Source organism: Cupriavidus necator N-1, assembly GCF_000219215.1.
Taxonomy (GTDB): domain Bacteria; phylum Pseudomonadota; class Gammaproteobacteria; order Burkholderiales; family Burkholderiaceae; genus Cupriavidus; species Cupriavidus necator.
Genome location: NC_015724.1, coordinates 349,714 through 365,883, shown reverse-complemented (window position 1 = coordinate 365,883; position 16,170 = coordinate 349,714). Strand labels below are relative to the sequence as shown.

The 16,170-nt window shown below is 58.9% G+C and carries 13 protein-coding genes; 10 read left to right on the top strand and 3 right to left on the bottom strand.

The window, feature by feature from the left end; genetic code table 11:
- Positions 1 to 423 precede the first annotated feature (423 nt).
- Both CNE_RS40605 and CNE_RS38315 read right to left on the bottom strand, forming a co-directional pair.
- Positions 424 to 1,563, bottom strand: coding sequence for an AlbA family DNA-binding domain-containing protein (locus CNE_RS40605; protein ID WP_013954435.1), 1,140 nt, complete (start codon positions 1,561 to 1,563; stop codon positions 424 to 426).
- Between the two features lie 935 nt (positions 1,564 to 2,498).
- Positions 2,499 to 3,395: a LysR family transcriptional regulator gene (locus CNE_RS38315; protein ID WP_041229412.1), complete on the bottom strand. Its 897-nt coding sequence runs from the start codon at positions 3,393 to 3,395 to the stop codon at positions 2,499 to 2,501.
- Positions 3,396 to 3,544: 149 nt separating this feature from the next.
- Between CNE_RS38315 and CNE_RS38310 the strand changes: the two genes are divergently transcribed.
- The 4 genes from CNE_RS38310 to CNE_RS38295 all read left to right on the top strand — a co-directional run bounded on the left by CNE_RS38310 (position 3,545) and on the right by CNE_RS38295 (position 8,334).
- Positions 3,545 to 4,927, top strand: a complete 1,383-nt coding sequence (locus tag CNE_RS38310; protein ID WP_013954433.1) for an MmgE/PrpD family protein — start codon at positions 3,545 to 3,547, stop codon at positions 4,925 to 4,927.
- A gap of 280 nt (positions 4,928 to 5,207) precedes the next feature.
- Positions 5,208 to 6,122: a Bug family tripartite tricarboxylate transporter substrate binding protein gene (locus CNE_RS38305; RefSeq protein WP_238553249.1), complete on the top strand. Its 915-nt coding sequence runs from the start codon at positions 5,208 to 5,210 to the stop codon at positions 6,120 to 6,122.
- 83 nt (positions 6,123 to 6,205) lie between these two features.
- Positions 6,206 to 7,819, top strand: coding sequence for an amidase (locus CNE_RS38300; protein WP_013954431.1), 1,614 nt, complete (start codon positions 6,206 to 6,208; stop codon positions 7,817 to 7,819).
- Between the two features lie 143 nt (positions 7,820 to 7,962).
- A complete protein-coding gene (locus tag CNE_RS38295) occupies positions 7,963 to 8,334 on the top strand; it encodes a cupin domain-containing protein (RefSeq protein ID WP_238553248.1) in 372 nt (123 codons plus the stop codon).
- A 49-nt stretch (positions 8,335 to 8,383) separates the two neighbouring features.
- Here the strand turns inward: CNE_RS38295 and CNE_RS40595 are convergent, their stop codons facing one another.
- The gene (locus CNE_RS40595) at positions 8,384 to 9,289 is read right to left on the bottom strand and encodes a LysR family transcriptional regulator (RefSeq protein WP_238553247.1); all 906 of its coding nucleotides are present in this window, start codon (positions 9,287 to 9,289) and stop codon (positions 8,384 to 8,386) included.
- 247 nt (positions 9,290 to 9,536) lie between these two features.
- On the opposite strand from CNE_RS40595, the gene CNE_RS38290 reads away from it, so the two are divergent.
- The 6 genes from CNE_RS38290 to CNE_RS38265 all read left to right on the top strand — a co-directional run bounded on the left by CNE_RS38290 (position 9,537) and on the right by CNE_RS38265 (position 15,473).
- Positions 9,537 to 10,595, top strand: a complete 1,059-nt coding sequence (locus CNE_RS38290; protein ID WP_013954429.1) for a tripartite tricarboxylate transporter substrate binding protein — start codon at positions 9,537 to 9,539, stop codon at positions 10,593 to 10,595.
- A gap of 113 nt (positions 10,596 to 10,708) precedes the next feature.
- Positions 10,709 to 11,824: an NAD(P)/FAD-dependent oxidoreductase gene (locus CNE_RS38285; protein WP_013954428.1), complete on the top strand. Its 1,116-nt coding sequence runs from the start codon at positions 10,709 to 10,711 to the stop codon at positions 11,822 to 11,824.
- Positions 11,808 to 12,119: a (2Fe-2S)-binding protein gene (locus CNE_RS40590; protein WP_013954427.1), complete on the top strand. Its 312-nt coding sequence runs from the start codon at positions 11,808 to 11,810 to the stop codon at positions 12,117 to 12,119. Before CNE_RS38285 ends, CNE_RS40590 begins: the two co-directional genes overlap by 17 nt.
- Positions 12,116 to 13,576, top strand: a complete 1,461-nt coding sequence (locus CNE_RS38280; RefSeq protein WP_013954426.1) for an NAD(P)/FAD-dependent oxidoreductase — start codon at positions 12,116 to 12,118, stop codon at positions 13,574 to 13,576. Before CNE_RS40590 ends, CNE_RS38280 begins: the two co-directional genes overlap by 4 nt.
- Positions 13,573 to 13,953 (top strand): RidA family protein, encoded by a 381-nt coding sequence (locus CNE_RS38275; protein ID WP_013954425.1) that lies wholly within the window; start codon positions 13,573 to 13,575, stop codon positions 13,951 to 13,953. Before CNE_RS38280 ends, CNE_RS38275 begins: the two co-directional genes overlap by 4 nt.
- A 536-nt stretch (positions 13,954 to 14,489) precedes the next feature.
- Positions 14,490 to 15,473, top strand: coding sequence for a Bug family tripartite tricarboxylate transporter substrate binding protein (locus tag CNE_RS38265; protein WP_013954423.1), 984 nt, complete (start codon positions 14,490 to 14,492; stop codon positions 15,471 to 15,473).
- Positions 15,474 to 16,170: the final 697 nt, after the last annotated feature.

Below are 16,170 nucleotides of genomic sequence, written 5' to 3'. Positions count from 1 at the left end.
GAGACTAGAAATTTGGAATTAGTGCGACTGGCGCGTGCTTGCCTTGAGTCCAGGCGGGCTGCGCGCTAGGAGCGCGAAACCCGATTCCCTACGTCCCGTACTTGTGGGGAAGCACTGACCGGGGCGCATTGACTGCTGTCGGCCAATTACAGCCGCGGCTTGCGCTCGGCGTTGGACGTCCGAACGTCCGCTTCACCCAAACAACGACCCAAGCGTAGCTACCATCGCCGACACCTCGTCGGCCTTGCGGCTATTGGTCTGCGGGCCTGTCAATGGTCACTACGAGATGAGCAACCGACGTCGGGCGGCTTCGTTAGAATGGCGGCGCTGAGCGCTTTGTGACGGGTGTGAGCAACGCGGCGCGGTTATGAACAATAGCGATTCCGTAGCCGCTGGTCAGTTCCGCCCGCCTGGAAGAACGCCTCATTCCGATTCATCAAATCTATGAGCTATCTCTAGCAGTTGCTCCACTGTAACTTGTGGCGGCGTATTGACTTGGAACGACAATGGGATCGAGAAGCTCAACGGTGCCTTTAACTGATCGGCATGAACGGTTACGTCGGCGTGTGAGAGGCTTGCCGGTGGGTGACTGAAATATAAGTCAACGGTCGTTCGACGGTCCCCCGCATGAATTTTCCCGAGCCAAATTGTCGCAGTGAGGGTGTCCGCATTTGACGAAATCTCGACTGACGGATCTACAGTACCCGACCATCGGTGCGACCTGACCGCGTCCCAATGAGTACGCGGTGTACGCTCGAGATCATCACCAGCCATCAACTGGAATCCCTCTGATGCGGGTACACGAAAGGTTAGTTTAACGTCATCTGCATACGCGTCACCAAGGTTCTCAATCAACAGGCCGAACTTTACTAGACCCTCCCTCTGCCTTATGTACGCAGCAACTTGACGAAAATAATCTTCGTTCATGAAATGGTCCGTAAGGCCGAACCTGCTCGCTGGGCTTGTATCAACGTGATCGGGGATTTCGCTTGCCTCAGGGATCCGCAAATCATTAACCACCGCGGCCAAACTTTCACTTGCCGATACTTCGCCATCTGCGCCAAATATTCTCATCGATAAACGAGGGCGGTGAGCCTGTACAGCGGCAGCTCCCATCTTTGCGATTTCATCAGGTTTAGCTAATGCCGTGGCAGATCCGCGGCGTACGTATACTGCTTCTGCCGCAACTTTGCCGAAGTCTCTAACGGAAAAAAATGGTCGATCCTGCAAAGGGATGGTATAGATACCTATAGTTGTTCCCTTATACAGAAGCGATCGATAGTGGAATCGAATGGGGCGATTTACCTTGCCGTTGATAAACTGCTGAAGCCGAGAGTCGTCAATATCCTTGTCCAATCCCACCACTTCGCGAGCGTCATTTACACCGATGACGATATATGCGGTTGTGTCACGCCACGCGTTTGCGAACGCAAGGATATCTTTGAGTAGCTCGGACTTGTGGTTATCGTCAGCGCCTTCAAACGCATATTGCATTTTTTTGAAATCGAGCGCATCGCCTTCGCCGCGGTAGAGCAGGCTGTCAAGGAGTGCTTCGTCTTCCATAGTCGTCGCCTCGCCTATTTGATCTTGGTTACGTCTATGATTGTAACGGTAAACCGGACCTCGTTCTGCCGACGGTATAGCAGTCTCGACTGGAGAAAGTTGCCATTTGCGAGGACTGACAACCCCGTTGTCGCCTTTGCTATTTGCCGCGTGTTGATCGATCCTCTAATTTAAGCCTGCTAAGGCTGGCCCGTTGCCGGCCGCCGAAATGGGGCGGACGAGCGTTCTTACCGCCAAAGCTGCCGTTGAGTGCGGGCCGGATTGAGGGGCCGAAGCGGGTCGCAAAGAGACAGTGAGCGACCGGTGCGGGGCAGTCCAACGAATTCGCGCTTCAATTCAGGTCAGTCTCGGTATTTCCGGTTCTCATCCGAACGAGCGCGGACCGAATTGGACGCTAAGTCGTTGATTTTTCGGAGAACGCAGTCTCGAGAATTCCGATTCCTCGCAGTTCTGTAGGAAACCGGAATTAGCCGGACTACGTGCGCTTTTGCTGGACTGGAAATCCGGAATTAGGCGGACTGGCGTGAAATCCCGTGACGCTGAGCCCGGACCCAACGGTCAGGTTCACCGTCACCCTTAGGTTGACGTAAGCAGTGGATGGGTCAAGAAATCAGCGAGGCGGCCGTCAATACGGGACTCCCACTTCCTTGTCTGCGCCATGCGTTACATCCCGATCCGAGACCAGCACCTCGCTATCCTAGCCCGCGACCGCGATGCCTGGAGGGATCGGGCGGAACGACGCGTTGACGTCGAAAGTCTCATTTGGGCATGCGTTCCGGATGCCGCCACTTGCGATCCAAGCGTTGTGGCCGACGCGATCCGGGAGTGGTTCGATAGTTTCGATTACGGTCGGCATGGCGTCACGCTGACCCATTGACCTCCCTTCCGAGTGCAGTCGCTATGACGACCGCGTCTTCGCTAACGGAACAGGACTTCTAGTGGCCCGGTGCCATTGCATCCATCTGAGCAGAGAGTAACGACTGGAATTCCTCCGCCAACACCATCGGAACGGCACCTTCCGGCCGCAGGCAGGCGTACTGCGATTGCAGCAGTTCGTCGAGCGGCCTTTGCACCGTGCGCGTATCGCCGTGCGGAGAGGGTGCCCATGCCGATACCAAGCCAATGCCGGCGCCTTCCGCCACCAACGCGCACACCAGAGGCGATGTCGGCGTCTCTGCAACGACGTCCGGCACGATGCTTTGGCGGTTGAAGGCGTCATCAATCTGGTAGCGCAGATAGCTTTGCGGTGATGGCAGCACAAGCCGTTCTCCGGCCAAATCACGCAGGCTGACTTTCTCTCGGGCCGCTAGGCGGTGTTCGAAGGGCAACACCGCCACGATGGGCGAGGGTGGCAAGTTCCGCACGCTTACGCCGGATCTGGACATCGGCAATTCGACAACGCCGAGGTCGAACTGCCTTGTCGCGACTAGTTCGGCGATTTGCGTCGAAGGTAGCGTCTGCACAAAGATGCGAACCTGAGGCCGGGCTTCTAAGAACTTGGCAAGCACCGCCGGGATTAGCCATTGCGCCAGCGCGGGCAGGCTGGCCAGCCGTAGTGCTCCCGCGCGATGGTATCGGATGTCGTAAGCAACCTGCGTTATCCGATCTATGCCCACATAGAGATGCTCAACCTCGCGGTACAACGCCTCTGCCTCCGAGGTGGGCACGAGTCGCCGGCCTTTGCGCTGGAACAACGCATAGCCTAGACGCATCTCGAGCAGCGCAATTGTGCGGCTGACTCCGGGCTGCGTCACGTTGAGCAGCTTGGCGGCTCCCACCACGCTGCCAGAAATCATGACAGCTCGGAAAGCCTCAATGTGGCGCATGTTCATGTCGACTTTCATAAATACCTATTAGGCATAAGCAGACGAAGAATTGTTACTGTATCAGCGCCCCGGCATTCTATAGCATTCACCTCAAATCCCGTGGCCTCAAGGCCTGTAAGACGGCAAAGCCACTTAGAGGAGGTTGACAAAGTTATATGCCAAAAGGTAATGAGCATCAGGCTTCCACAGACATGAAGCCCAGCAACAGCCGTGACATCGGTCTACACTTGGGTCGCTATGTTGCCGATCTGGACGCCCGTACCATCGATGCACGCACCCAGGAGACGGTATTGCGCTGTGTGCTTGACGCGCTAGCGAGCGCGGCGTCCGCGCTAGAGCAGCCCGGGGTGAAGGCGGCGCAGCAAGCGGCACAGACGATGTATGGCGCCGGTGGTTCACCGATGTGGTTCACAGGGCGCACTGCTACTGATGCCGGCGCGCTGTTTGCCAATAGCGCCGCGACCGCCGCACTGGACCTAGATGATGGATACCGCAAGGCCAGGGGCCATCCAGGGGCGGCCACAATTCCTGCGGCGATGGCGCTGGTCCATGCTCGTCCCGATATAGCTGTTCAGGACTTCATGGCCGCAGTGGTGGCGGGATATGAAGTGGGCATCCGGATGGCCATGGCACGCCCCGGCTATGCGCCGTCCGGGACCTGGTCGGGATTCGCGGTTGTGGCGACCTGCGGCAGGATGCTAGGCGCCAGTGCTGAGATCATCGCCCAGGCACTGGCTATCGCCGCCCAGACGGCACCCGCGCTACCCGCACTGGCTGGGCTTGTCGGCTCGGACGTGAAGGAAGGCATAGCTGCAGGCGCTGTCTCTGGCTGGGCCGCTCTAGAATTGGCGATGGCCGGCTATGCCGGTCCTGCCGCCGTACTCGAGGATGGCCGGCTCTTCGACTCGGATACGGCACTGCGTGACCTTGGTGGCCAGCCGCTGATAAACGGCACTTATTTCAAGCCGTTCGGCTGCTGTCGCCATATCCATGCACCGTTGGATGCGCTTCTTCATCTCCAGAGGCTTCATGGCTTGGCGGCGCGCGACATCGAACGCATGGAGGTGCACACGTATCGCGCCACCTTCAACCTGAGCAACAAGCCCGTTCCCGAGACACTGGTGGAGGCACAGTATAGCGTTCCGTACTGCTTGGCCTTGTGCGCGTTGCATGGCGCCGATGCTCTGCTCCCTCTGGATACGCGTCGCCTCTATGACGCGGAGGTGAGTGACCTGGCGAAGCGGATCACGGTGGTGCATGACGCCGCCATTGAATCTCTGTTCCCCGCACGCTCACCAGCGTGGGTCGCCGTGACTTTGTCAAACGGACAGCTGCTTGAGTCGCCGCTGACGGATCCACGCGGCGATCCCGATCACCCTTTGTCTTGGGAGGATCTCGAACGCAAGCTTCAGGTCGCGACCCGGGCCACCCTATCGCCAGCGAGCCAGCAAGGTGTGCTTGAGGGCATGGCCGGACTGCGAGCGGGCGCATGGGATCCGCTGCTGCTTGCCCTGAGCGCTCCGGCGCGCACGACATGAGGCCGTCTGCGTCGATCGCCATTAGGAGGCATTCGACGTGGCGGTGGCCGGCGCCGTCGGCATAGATGAGCAGCTTCTTTATGTTGCTTCTCCTGCGGCTTTACTCCCGTAGGAAGAAGGCTCTGCAGACCTCAATGCTTAATAGATAGAGGGCTGTGTTTCTGTACTAGGTATCGAGGCCTAAATCATGAACTTAATGGCAATTCACTCCAAATTGAGCCGGCGGGCTTTACTGTCCGCAGCAGTTTTAGCGACCGCTGTGTTGGCGACGGGATCCGTCTTGGCTGAGACCTTCCCGGCCAAGCCGATCAGGCTCATCATTCCCGCGCCGCCAGGCGGAGGAACCGACGGAATGGCGCGTTTGACGGCCAACGCCTTGACGGAATCCGTCAATTGGGCGTTCGTGCCGGAGAACCTTCCGGGCGCCGGCGGCAATATCGGCTTCGACCAGACATTCAAGGCGCCGCGCGACGGGTATACGTTGGCGATGGGTGAGTCAAGCAATATGGTGGTAAACCAGTTCCTATACCGACGCATTCCCTTCGATATCGAGAAGGATATGCTGCCCATCGCGCTAATTGCCAAGGTCCCCCTGGTGTTGATCGTCTCCGCCAGTGGTCCCCATGCCAATGTCGGCACACTGGTGGCCGCGGGTAAGAAGGCTTCGCTTTCCTTTGCCTCCTCGGGCAACGGCACTCTGGCTCATTTGGTTGGAGAGATGTGGAAGCGCAAGGCCGGAATCAATATGCAGCACATCCCCTACCGCGGTGCGGCCCAAGCGATGACGGACCTGATAGGCGGTCAGGTTGACCTGTTCTTCGCATCGATCCCGGTAGCACTTCCGATGATCCAAGGTGGCAAGGTGCGGGCCCTTGCAGTAACGGCGGACAAGCGCGTGCCGGTGCTCAAGGACGTGCCGACCATGGCCGAGGTAGGCTACAAGGATATAGAGGCAAGTGTGGTGTTCGGTCTGGTTGGACCGGCGGGGATTCCCAGCACAGTCGTTAGCCGGATCAATGCGGAGGTCAACAAGGCGCTAGTGCGGCCAGCGGTGGCGCAGCAACTCGCAGCCATGGGCGTGGAGCGGACGGCCGGCTCCTTCGGAGGCAACCCCGAGTCGCTCGGCAGGCTGCTGCGCGAAGAGCGGGCAAAGTGGGCGCCAGTCATCAAAACATCCGGCGCCACGGTCGACTAGCAAGGAATCCGCGAAGGCGATGCTACCGGGAGTCACTACGACTGCCCCGCAGCGCTTCACATTATCGTAATGGACCACTAGCCATGCATCCCCAGCTATCTAATCATTCCGCTCACCGTAAGCCTTATCAGCGCGCCCGAACGATCCTGATTGCGGCCTTGATCGCAGCACCTTCATGGGCCGGCGCAGGCATGCCGGCCGATAAGATCCTGGATATGGGCCTTGCCGAATTGCGATCGGCACTGGACAGCGGCGCAATTACTTCTGCTGAACTGGTCGGCGCCTACTTGAAGCAGATCGAGACCTACGACCGTCCTGCCGACGGCATCCATGCGGTGCTGGCCATTAACGAAAAGGCTATGGAACAGGCGACTGCGTGGGATGCCCGGCGGGCCCAACATGGCGCGAACCAGCGTAACGCGCCACTGGCCGGCATACCGTTCCTTGCGAAGGACAATTTTGACGTAGCGGGAATGCCCAACACTGGCGGCTCGCTCGCACTCAATGGCTCGATACCGGCTACCAATGCCTTCGTCGTGCAGAAGCTCCTGGATCAGGGTGCCATCTTGCTTGGCAAGACCAATATGTCGGAGTTGGCAGCATCCTACGGGTGGTACGGTTACAGCTCAGTGGGTGGACAGACGCTCAATCCGTTCAATCCCTTGCGGACAGCAGACGGCTCCAGCAGCGGCTCGGCAGCCGCTGTAGCGGCCAAGTTTGCGCCTTTTGCTCTGGGCACCGATACCACGGGCTCCATTCGTTCCCCGGCCAGCGTTACCGGCACTGTAGGCATGCGGACGACTCTCGGGCTGGTCAGCCGCTCGGGAATCATACCGATGTCGCTAACCGCCGATGTTGCTGGCGCCATCACGCGGACCGTTGAGGACCAGGCCATTGTTCTCGATGTCATTCAGGGCCAGGATAAGAGCGATGCTGCAACCGAAGACGTGGCGCGCCCGCAAGAATCGCTGACGACGGGATTGGGCATTGAAAGTCTCGCCGGCAAGACCATCGCGGTAGTTGACAACTTCGACGGCGCGAACCACGAGGTCGACGACATTAAGCGGCGCTCCGTGGCGGCAATGGAGAAGGCAGGGGCACGCATCGTCCATGTCCGTTTGCCTCAAGTGTATGAAACGCTGCAGCCCGCCCTTCTTGGCCCCATCGGTGCTGCCGAGTTCCGGCCTCAATTTGAGGCGTACTTAGCCGGCCTGCCGGGTGGCCAGCCGCGGGATCTGCGGGAGTTCATGCGCCGGCTCGACGGTTACACGGACAAGGGTACCCGAACGATCAACCCCGGCCGATACAAAGGTTTGGTTGAGAACCTGGAGACGGGGGCGACCAATTCGCCTGCGTACATACGGATGTTGAGTGTTGTCATTCCGTCGTTGAGGCGGGAACTGGTGGAACTGATGGCCCAGGGGCGCTATGACGCTCTCTTCTTTCCGACGATTGGTTGCAGCGCTCCGGTCGTACCTGGCAAGACCGACCCGACCTTTGTCTGCAAGTCATACGCTTACGCCGCTGCGAAGATCGCCTCAGCCACCGGTTTCTCGGAGATCACCGTAAACGGTGGTAGATCAGCCAGCAACATTCCGGTAGGCGTGTCATTTCTCGGCAAGGCAGGAGACGATGCAAAGATTCTGAAGATCGGAGCTGCTTTTGAGCGGATCCGCCGAAGCGAAAGGAAGCATTGATATACGTGTCCCTTTGAAAAGGAGGCAAGCCTGAGACATCCGTTTGCACGACCCGTTCGTCAACATAGGAGGAATGTTCACATCACCAAGCGCCGTATGGACAAGCTTATCGGCTGCAGCGCGGCACCCCGGAAAACCGTGAAGTGAAGCGAGCCAAAGAGCGCGAGGACAGCAATCCGCGATGCCGCCGTGCGTCCTCCGCAAGGTGGCGTAACAGTGCGGTAGCATCAGCGATTGCAAGCATGCAGTGTGTTGAGGGGGACTGGGTCGACTCGCCTGGTCACACGCATGCGAAATCTGCCTTCATCTACGCGACCGTGCTTGAAGGGGAGATTCGTAGCCAGGTCAACGACGGGCCGGTAACGACCTACAAGACTGGACAGAACTTCTCCGAACTGCCGGGCGATCGCCATAAGGTCAGCGCCAATGGCAGCGAGACGAAACCGGCCAAGCTCTTGGCGGTGTTCGTGGTTGACACGAACGAGACGGACCTGACGACCCCATTCGGAAACTGATATTTTCGCCTTTCGTGCGGAGATATTGGCGCTCGCAAAGGGCAAGGTGCTATCGTCGCTTCGACGTCCGGATTTCTTCCCTTAGATCCTTTGCGAAGGCCTCTGCCAATAACAGACGAGCGCCTGGGTAGGGAAAAATAATCGCTGATCGCGAGGTCAATTCATCCCTTACTGGCCGTACCACCACGTCAGCTGTCGAAAAGGCCTCCGCAGCCCATCTAGAGACCAGTGTTATGCCTGCGCCCGCGGCAACTAGTCCACATGCGACCAACGAATGAGGCGTCTCAAGCATCGCATCAGCAGATACACCATACTTCGAGAACGCATCGTCAATTTGGTGGCGTAAGAAGCTATGTTGCGAAAGCAGGATCATCCGCTCACCAGCCAAATCCCTGATCGAAACGTGTCGCTTAGCCGCAAGACGGTGACCAACCGGAATTACGGCCATAGCTGGGGTCGGCTCCAACGGTTCGATGGAAATAGCGGGGCGCGACAACGGCAACTCGATGAGTCCGATATCGAACTGCCGCGTAGCAACTAAGTCCGCAATCTGCCGTGATGGCAGGCTTTGCACATACACGGACACCTTCGGTCGAGTTGATAGAAACCGCGCTATTGCTCTTGGCAGAAGCGACTGCGAGACAGATGGTAGGGTCGCAATACGGAGCGCACCCGCTCGCTGGTGCCGAATGTCCTCTGCCACCAGGGCGATGCGATCCAGACTGCCGTAGACCGGCTCAACCTCTCGGTAAAGTGCATCGCCTTCTGGGGTGGCCACCAGCTTGCGCCCTCGACGCTCGAAGAGCTTATAACCGACTCGGATTTCCAATAACCCTATAGCTCTGCTAACGGCTGGCTGCGTAACGTTCATTAGTTGGGCTGCCCCAACAACCGTGCCTGTACGCATCACCGCGTAGAACGACTCAATCTGCCTAAGGTTCAGCTTTGGTTTCATACATAACATCCATGCATAAGAAGCCTGCTTGTTTTGATTTGTTGTACAGAAGGTGTAGGCCTAATATCAACGTGCTCGCCACCAAACGCCCCAACCTCTGAGGTGAGGGGCTGGTAAGGCAGCGAGGGCCGCAGATAACATTTGAACATAACAACGTCCGAAAAGTGATCGAACGTCGGGACCGATCGGGGTTACAAACTTCCCGTGTAGCGGCGCGGCGCCCCCTGTACCAATGAGGATTGAACAAATGAGACGAACACTGCCTGCCGAGCGTTCCTGGACGTGGCCTTTTTCTGTGGTCGCAGAACTACGCAGCAAGCGCGTACTTCGATTGGCTCGCTCACTTGCCGTAGCTGGCTTCACTGTAAGCGCAGTACTCGGAGCGACTTGCGTCAATGCGGAGCCCCACTCCTATCCTACTCGTCCTATCAAACTGGTCGTCGGATTTCCTCCAGGTGGATCTTCCGATGCCACAGCAAGGTTACTAGCCGCCGCACTCAGCGTGAAGCTAGGCCAGCAAGTCGTGGTCGAGAATAAGGCAGGAGCTAATTCGATCATTGCGACACAGTATGTACGCAGCCAGGCGGCGGACGGATATACCCTCCTCTCCGTCTCCTCCTCATTTGCCATCAACCCTGCGCTACAAAAGCTCAACTACAACATCTACAAAGACTTCGCTCCCGTGGCACTGCTCGGTGTCATCCCCTTATGGCTGGTGACGCCCAATACGGTGCCGGTGAAATCTGTGCAGGACCTGGTGTCGCTGGCGAAGGCTCAGCCCGGCAAGCTGCCATATGCTAGTTACGGTCCCGGCAGTGCAGGACATCTGGCGTCTGAACTTCTCTTGTCCCTGACAGGAACTAGCATGGTTCATGTGCCATACAAAGGTTCGGGCCCAGCGTTGGTCGACGTAATGAGCGGTCAGGTCACGATGATGATGCCAACAGTAGCCTCGTCTATTAGCTTGGTAAGGGAAGGAAAGCTGCGAGCGATCGCCGTCTCAAGCAAGAACCGAGTCGCTGCCGTCCCTGACATCCCGACGATATCCGAGTCCGGCGTTCCCGGCTTCGAACTGGTTGCTTGGGAGTCAATCCAGGCTCCTGCGGGAACCCCGACGGAGATCGTCGCCAAGCTCAATACTGCGATACGCGACATCATTGCGACGCCGACGTTTCGAGAAAAGCTGATCAAACTTGGCATCGAACCCCAATCTTCAAAAGATCCAGCCGAAGTAGCGAAGTTCATCCGCGGTGAGGCAGAGAAGTTCGCCAAGATCGTTCGTGAACGCGACATTAAGCCGGAGTGATGAGAGTGGGCGTGCATTGTTTCGAGGCCGCTGTGACGAGCGGCAAAACTTCGCGAGCGTCAATCTTGCAGGTTGATAGCACTCATGACATTCCTCGGCTGGGAAACAAAGAAATGACGAGTCGCCATATTGATACCCTGGTGATCGGTGGAGGCGTGGTGGGCATGTCCGTCGCCTACGGCTTCGCGAGGGCCGGCGACTCGGTCTGTGTGCTTGATGGAAGCGACGACGCCTTCAGGGCTTCGCGCGGCAATTTTGGCTTGGTCTGGGTCCAGAACAAGGGACTCGGCCGCCCAGCGTATGCACGTTGGACCATGTTGGCGGCTCGCATGTGGCCGTCTTTGGCCACCGAGTTGGCAGAGCTAACCGGTGTTGATGTCGAACTCCATCAGCCCGGCGGGCTGAGCATGAGCTTCGACGAAAAGACCCTGACCGCGTCCAGCGAAAAGCTGAATGCGCTGGCAAAGGATCTAGGCATCACCTATCCCTACGAAGTGCTGGACGCCTCTGGTCTGCGCAAGTTGACTCCGCAGATCGGCCCTGAGGTTGTGGGGGCAATCTACTGCGAGCTGGACGGCCATGTTAGCCCACTACGAACCCTGCGGGCTTTAGTACATGGCTTCAAGGCGCGGGGCGGGCAGCTCGTTTCCAACGTCAGCGTCGACAAGATCGAGCACAAACTCGGTGAGTTTCGCGTGACAGTCGGAGCTGAGACTTTTACTTCGGGGCGCGTCGTATTGGCCGCTGGCTTAGGAAATGGCGAGTTAGCCCCGCAGGTAGGCTTGGCGGCGCCTGTACGACCGATACGGGGCCAGATCCTAGTGACTGAACGCGTTGAGCCGTTTCTTCGCTACCCGTGCCACTTCGTCCGGCAGACTGGTGAGGGCACTGTGCAGATCGGTGACTCAAAGGAAGACGTCGGCATGGATGACGGCACTACCCTCCCTGAACTCGCGCGCATTGCGGCGCGCGCGGTGCGTTGCTTTCCGATGCTGGCAGATGTCAACCTCGTGCGCACATGGGGCGCGCTGCGAGTGATGAGCCCCGACGGCTATCCGATCTACGACGCCTCGACAGAGTGTCCCGGCGCATTCGTCGTGACGTGCCACAGCGGCATCACGCTCGCCCCTGCTCACGCCGGCCCTTTGGTCGACTGGATGCGTACCGGCATTGAGCCGGCGGATCTCCTGGATTTCAAAGCGAAACGTTTTCATGTTCAAGCAAATTAGTCTTCCCCGTGCAGATCAGCCGCAGACCGTCCTCATCAACGTGGACGGGCGCGAGATCAGCGTGACTGTTGGCCAATCTCTCGCGATGGCGCTGCTGGGGGCAGGGATTAGTCCATTTCGCCACACAGCTGTGTCAGGCGCTCCCCGGGCTCCGCTTTGTCTGATGGGGGTGTGTTTCGACTGCCTGGTCGAAGTCGATGGATCGCAAAACGTCCAGTCCTGCATGGTCGAGGTTCGCGAAGGCATGCGTGTGCGACTCCCTTCGGGTTCGCGACGCGTGGGAGCCCAAACATGAAAGCACCTCGCAACGTTGATCACACCGCGGGCGCGAATGTGGGTGGTGGCTTTACCCATGACCTCGTCATCATTGGCGCAGGCCCGGCCGGTATGACAGCGGCCGCCACGGCGTCCGCTTACGGCCTCCGAACCGTGTTGCTCGATGAGCAGCGACGTCCTGGTGGCCAAATTTACCGGAACGTTACCGCTGCACCGGCCGCGGTTGCTGAGCTACTGGGGCCGGACTACCGTCATGGCACCAAACTCGCGCAGCGCTTCGCTGCGTCTGGTGTCGAGGTACATCACAACACGCTCGTCTGGGATGTGGAGAACGATCTGACGGTGTACGCCCAGCAGTCCGGTCGATCTTTCCATGTTCGTGCACCTCAGCTGTTGGTGGCGACCGGCGCAATGGAGCGGCCTTCGCCTATGCCGGGCTGGACCTTGCCGGGAGTGCTGAACGCAGGAGCAGCGCAAATCGCCCTTAAAACGTCGGCGCAGGTGCCTGACGGAAATGTCATGCTTGTCGGCGGCGGCCCGCTGCTTCTGCTCGTAGCGTGCCAGTTGCTGCAGGCCGGAGCAAAGATCGCCGGGATCGTGGATACCACGCCCGCCTCCAACCGCACCCGGGCATTGCCCCATCTTGTGGGCGCACTTGGAGCGCCGAAGATGCTGGGTAAGGGATTGCGCATGTTGTGGAACCTGCGCCGTGCTCGCATTCCAGTCTGGAAGCAGTGCACTGGTGTCCGCATCGAAGGCGATGAGCGTGTACAAGCCGTATCGTTCACTGTGGGCAGTGCGACTTGCCGTATAGCCGCGGATACTGTGCTCTTGCACCACGGCGTGGTCCCAAACACGCAGATCAGCCGACTATTGCGGGTGAAACACGACTGGAGCGACGAGCAGCTTGCATGGCAACCCGTTCTGGATGACTGGGGACAGACCTCGTTGCCAGGCTTCCGCATGGCCGGCGATGGCGCGGCGATTGCCGGCGCATTGGCCGCCGAGGCAAGCGGCGCCATCGCCGCGATCGGCGCTGCAGCCGCGCTGGGCAAATTCGACATGACCCGAGCCGAGCACCTGGCGGGGCCGTGGCGCGCCCGCCTCGCGAGCCAAAGGCCCATTCGACCTTTCCTCGACGCTCTTTATCGGCCACCAGAATGGTTGACTGATTGCGCCGATGAAACGGTGGTGTGCCGGTGCGAAGAGGTCACGGCCGGTAACGTGCGGGAGATGGCGCGTCTCGGATGCGAAGGTCCGAACCAGACAAAGTTCTTCAGCCGATGTGGCATGGGACCGTGCCAGGGCCGCATGTGCGGCATCACTGTGACCCAGGTCTTGGCCAAGGCGTTGAATCGCACGCCAGTTGAGGTAGGCGCCTACCGCATTCGTGCTCCGCTCAAACCAGTCAGTCTTGGCTCCGTGGCCGCGTTAGCCCAGCCCACCAAACCTGTAGATTCCACATCGAAACAATGACGAGCGCCGTGACACACATCCAGCGACACCATACCAACGCCCGGCTCAGCAAGATCGTGCGCCATGGCGGACTGATATACCTGTGTGGGCAGACCGCAAGGGGTAGCCCCGTCGCGACGGGAGACATTGGTACGCAAACGGCCGAAGTGTTATCTCGAGTTGACGCCTTGCTTAGTGAAGTTGGCAGTGATCGTACGCGATTGATCGCCGTCACGATCTATCTGCGCGACATGGCCGATTTTGTGGGAATGAACGAAGCTTGGGAGGCATGGCTTGCGGGAAAGCAAGCGGAAGCACCGGCGCGGACTACGGTCGAGGCCGCACTAGCTACGGAAGGTTTGCGAGTCGAAATGACCGTAGTCGCTGCCGAGGCCTAACGACAACCGGCAGCATCAACGATGGGCGATCTCCTCGAGGCCGACCAGTTTCTTGAGTAGATAAGCAGAATTCGTGCTGGAGGAAAAAGGATGTCTCTGTGTGCCCTTTGCCTGTCGCAACGGGACCGTCCTGGCCATTTCCCCCCGCATCCGAAGTTGATGAAGTCGGCGACGCTGCGCACCGCAAGCGGCGAAAATGCCTTCGCGTATCGCTGCCTGCAATGCGGCGAGACGCTGTTGCTAGCAGCGGCCGAAGCTGACGCGCCAGACCGCTGGACTTGCCTAGATGCGGAGGATTGATTTATGCCCCCTACGTCGATATCACTTCCGTCGTGAGCGAGCTAATTCCCGCTTCTCGCCATGGGCGGTCCTTGTATTCGCATTGCTAGCGATCAAACCGCCCCGATGACTTATCAAAGCTGGGGAAGGCCGTGGTGCGTGGCAAGGAACATCGCAGCCTTAAGCCTGAACATCTGCGGCCCGCCTTTGCCGGTCGCGATTCGAACCGATCTCGATAAGTCAACTGTTAAGGTATTGTGAACAGACGAACCCTTTTAACTTGCGTCCTTACCGGTACGCTCGCTTTCTTCGGCCAGAATGCTGTACTGGCCGCACAGCCTTATCCTACCCGTGGACCGATCCGGCTCGTGGTCCCGTTCGCGCCCGGTGGCACCACCGACATCATCGCCCGCCTGCTTGCCAACAAGCTGAGCACTGAGTTGAAGCAGACTGTAGTGGTGGACAACCGCTCTGGCGGGGGCGGCGTCATTGGTGCCAACGAGGTGGTGCGCGCCGCGCCGGACGGCTACACGCTAGGCATGGCAACGGCATCGACCGTGGCGGCGAATCCGGCTATCAATCCCAAAGTACCCTACAACCCCCTGACGGATTTCACACCGATTAGCAATGTGGCGGCCACCCCGAATGTCGTGGCGGTGACAGCGTCGTTCCCGGCGCGGAGCTTCCAGACCTTCGTGGCCGAGGTGAAGAAGCATCCCGGCAAGTACAGCCATGCTAGCGCTGGCGTCGGCGGTCAAGGCCATCTGATGATGGAGATGCTAAAGAGTGCGGCACACCTGGAGATTACCCACGTGCCATACCGTGGTTCCGGGCCGGCTATCAGCGATACCGTCGCCGGCCAAACTCAGGTGATCTACGACAACATTCCTTCGATCCTGCCGTTCATTCGTGATGGCAAGCTGGTGCCAATCGCGGTTGCAGCACCCAAGCGCGTCGCGGCGCTGCCGAACGTTCCGACCTTTGATGAATTGGGCTTGAGGCAGGTTAATCGTATGGCCTTCTACGGGCTGGTCGGGCCTAAGGGGCTACCGCAAGACGTGGTAGCTAAGCTGAGCAGCGCCGTGGCCCGGGTCATCGCCTCACCCGATTTCGCCAAGCGCATTGAGGAGACCGGGTCGGTCACGATCGGCAATACACCGCAGCAGTTCGCCGTCCAGATCGATGCTGAATATAAGGCCCTACGCAAGCTGGTCGTTGAGCAGAATCTGAAGCCCGATTGAGATCTGGCCCGGCGGGATACGCGTCGGCCCGGCACGGGCACCGTGCCCAGAAGGGGGCGCGTCGAAATGTCTGGGCCCCAGGGGAAGGCGGTGCGCAGTTGCTACGAGGCCGGCCGCGATGGCTTCTGGCTGCACCGCTGGTTGATCGGACAAGGCATCATCCAGAATGCGCCAGCGTACGCAAACCGGACACGCGGTTCTGCTCGGATAACAGAGTGTCTCCAGCCCAAGGGCAGTGATGGCCCATCTGGGATTTCGCGTCCCTGCCTTACGATGGCAAGGGACGCCTTTTTTATATGGTTGCCTCTGGTGCTCTTGCTAGGGCAGAGGTCTTCTCGCTAGCTATGGCCATCGCAACAGGATGAATGTGCGCAAAAGGGCGCCTGCGGAGCAGTCCAGCTAATTCGCGCATGTTTTCACTGCAGTCCGGCTATTTCCGGTTCTTAGAGGGCCGAGCGGCGATGGAATTAGCTGTTAAGTGATTGATTATTCGGAAAGCGCAGTCCGGAGAATTCGGGTTCCTCACACCTCCTGTAGGAAACCGGAATTAGCTGGACTACGAGCGCTTTTGCTGGACTAGAAATCCGGAATTAGCTGGACTGCCGTGCACTTTCGATGCGCACTGAGGACCAAGCCTGCCGACCATGGTCTGAATCCCCGATTCGGTACCTGGATTGCTGAGCTTCGAGGCGCGCGG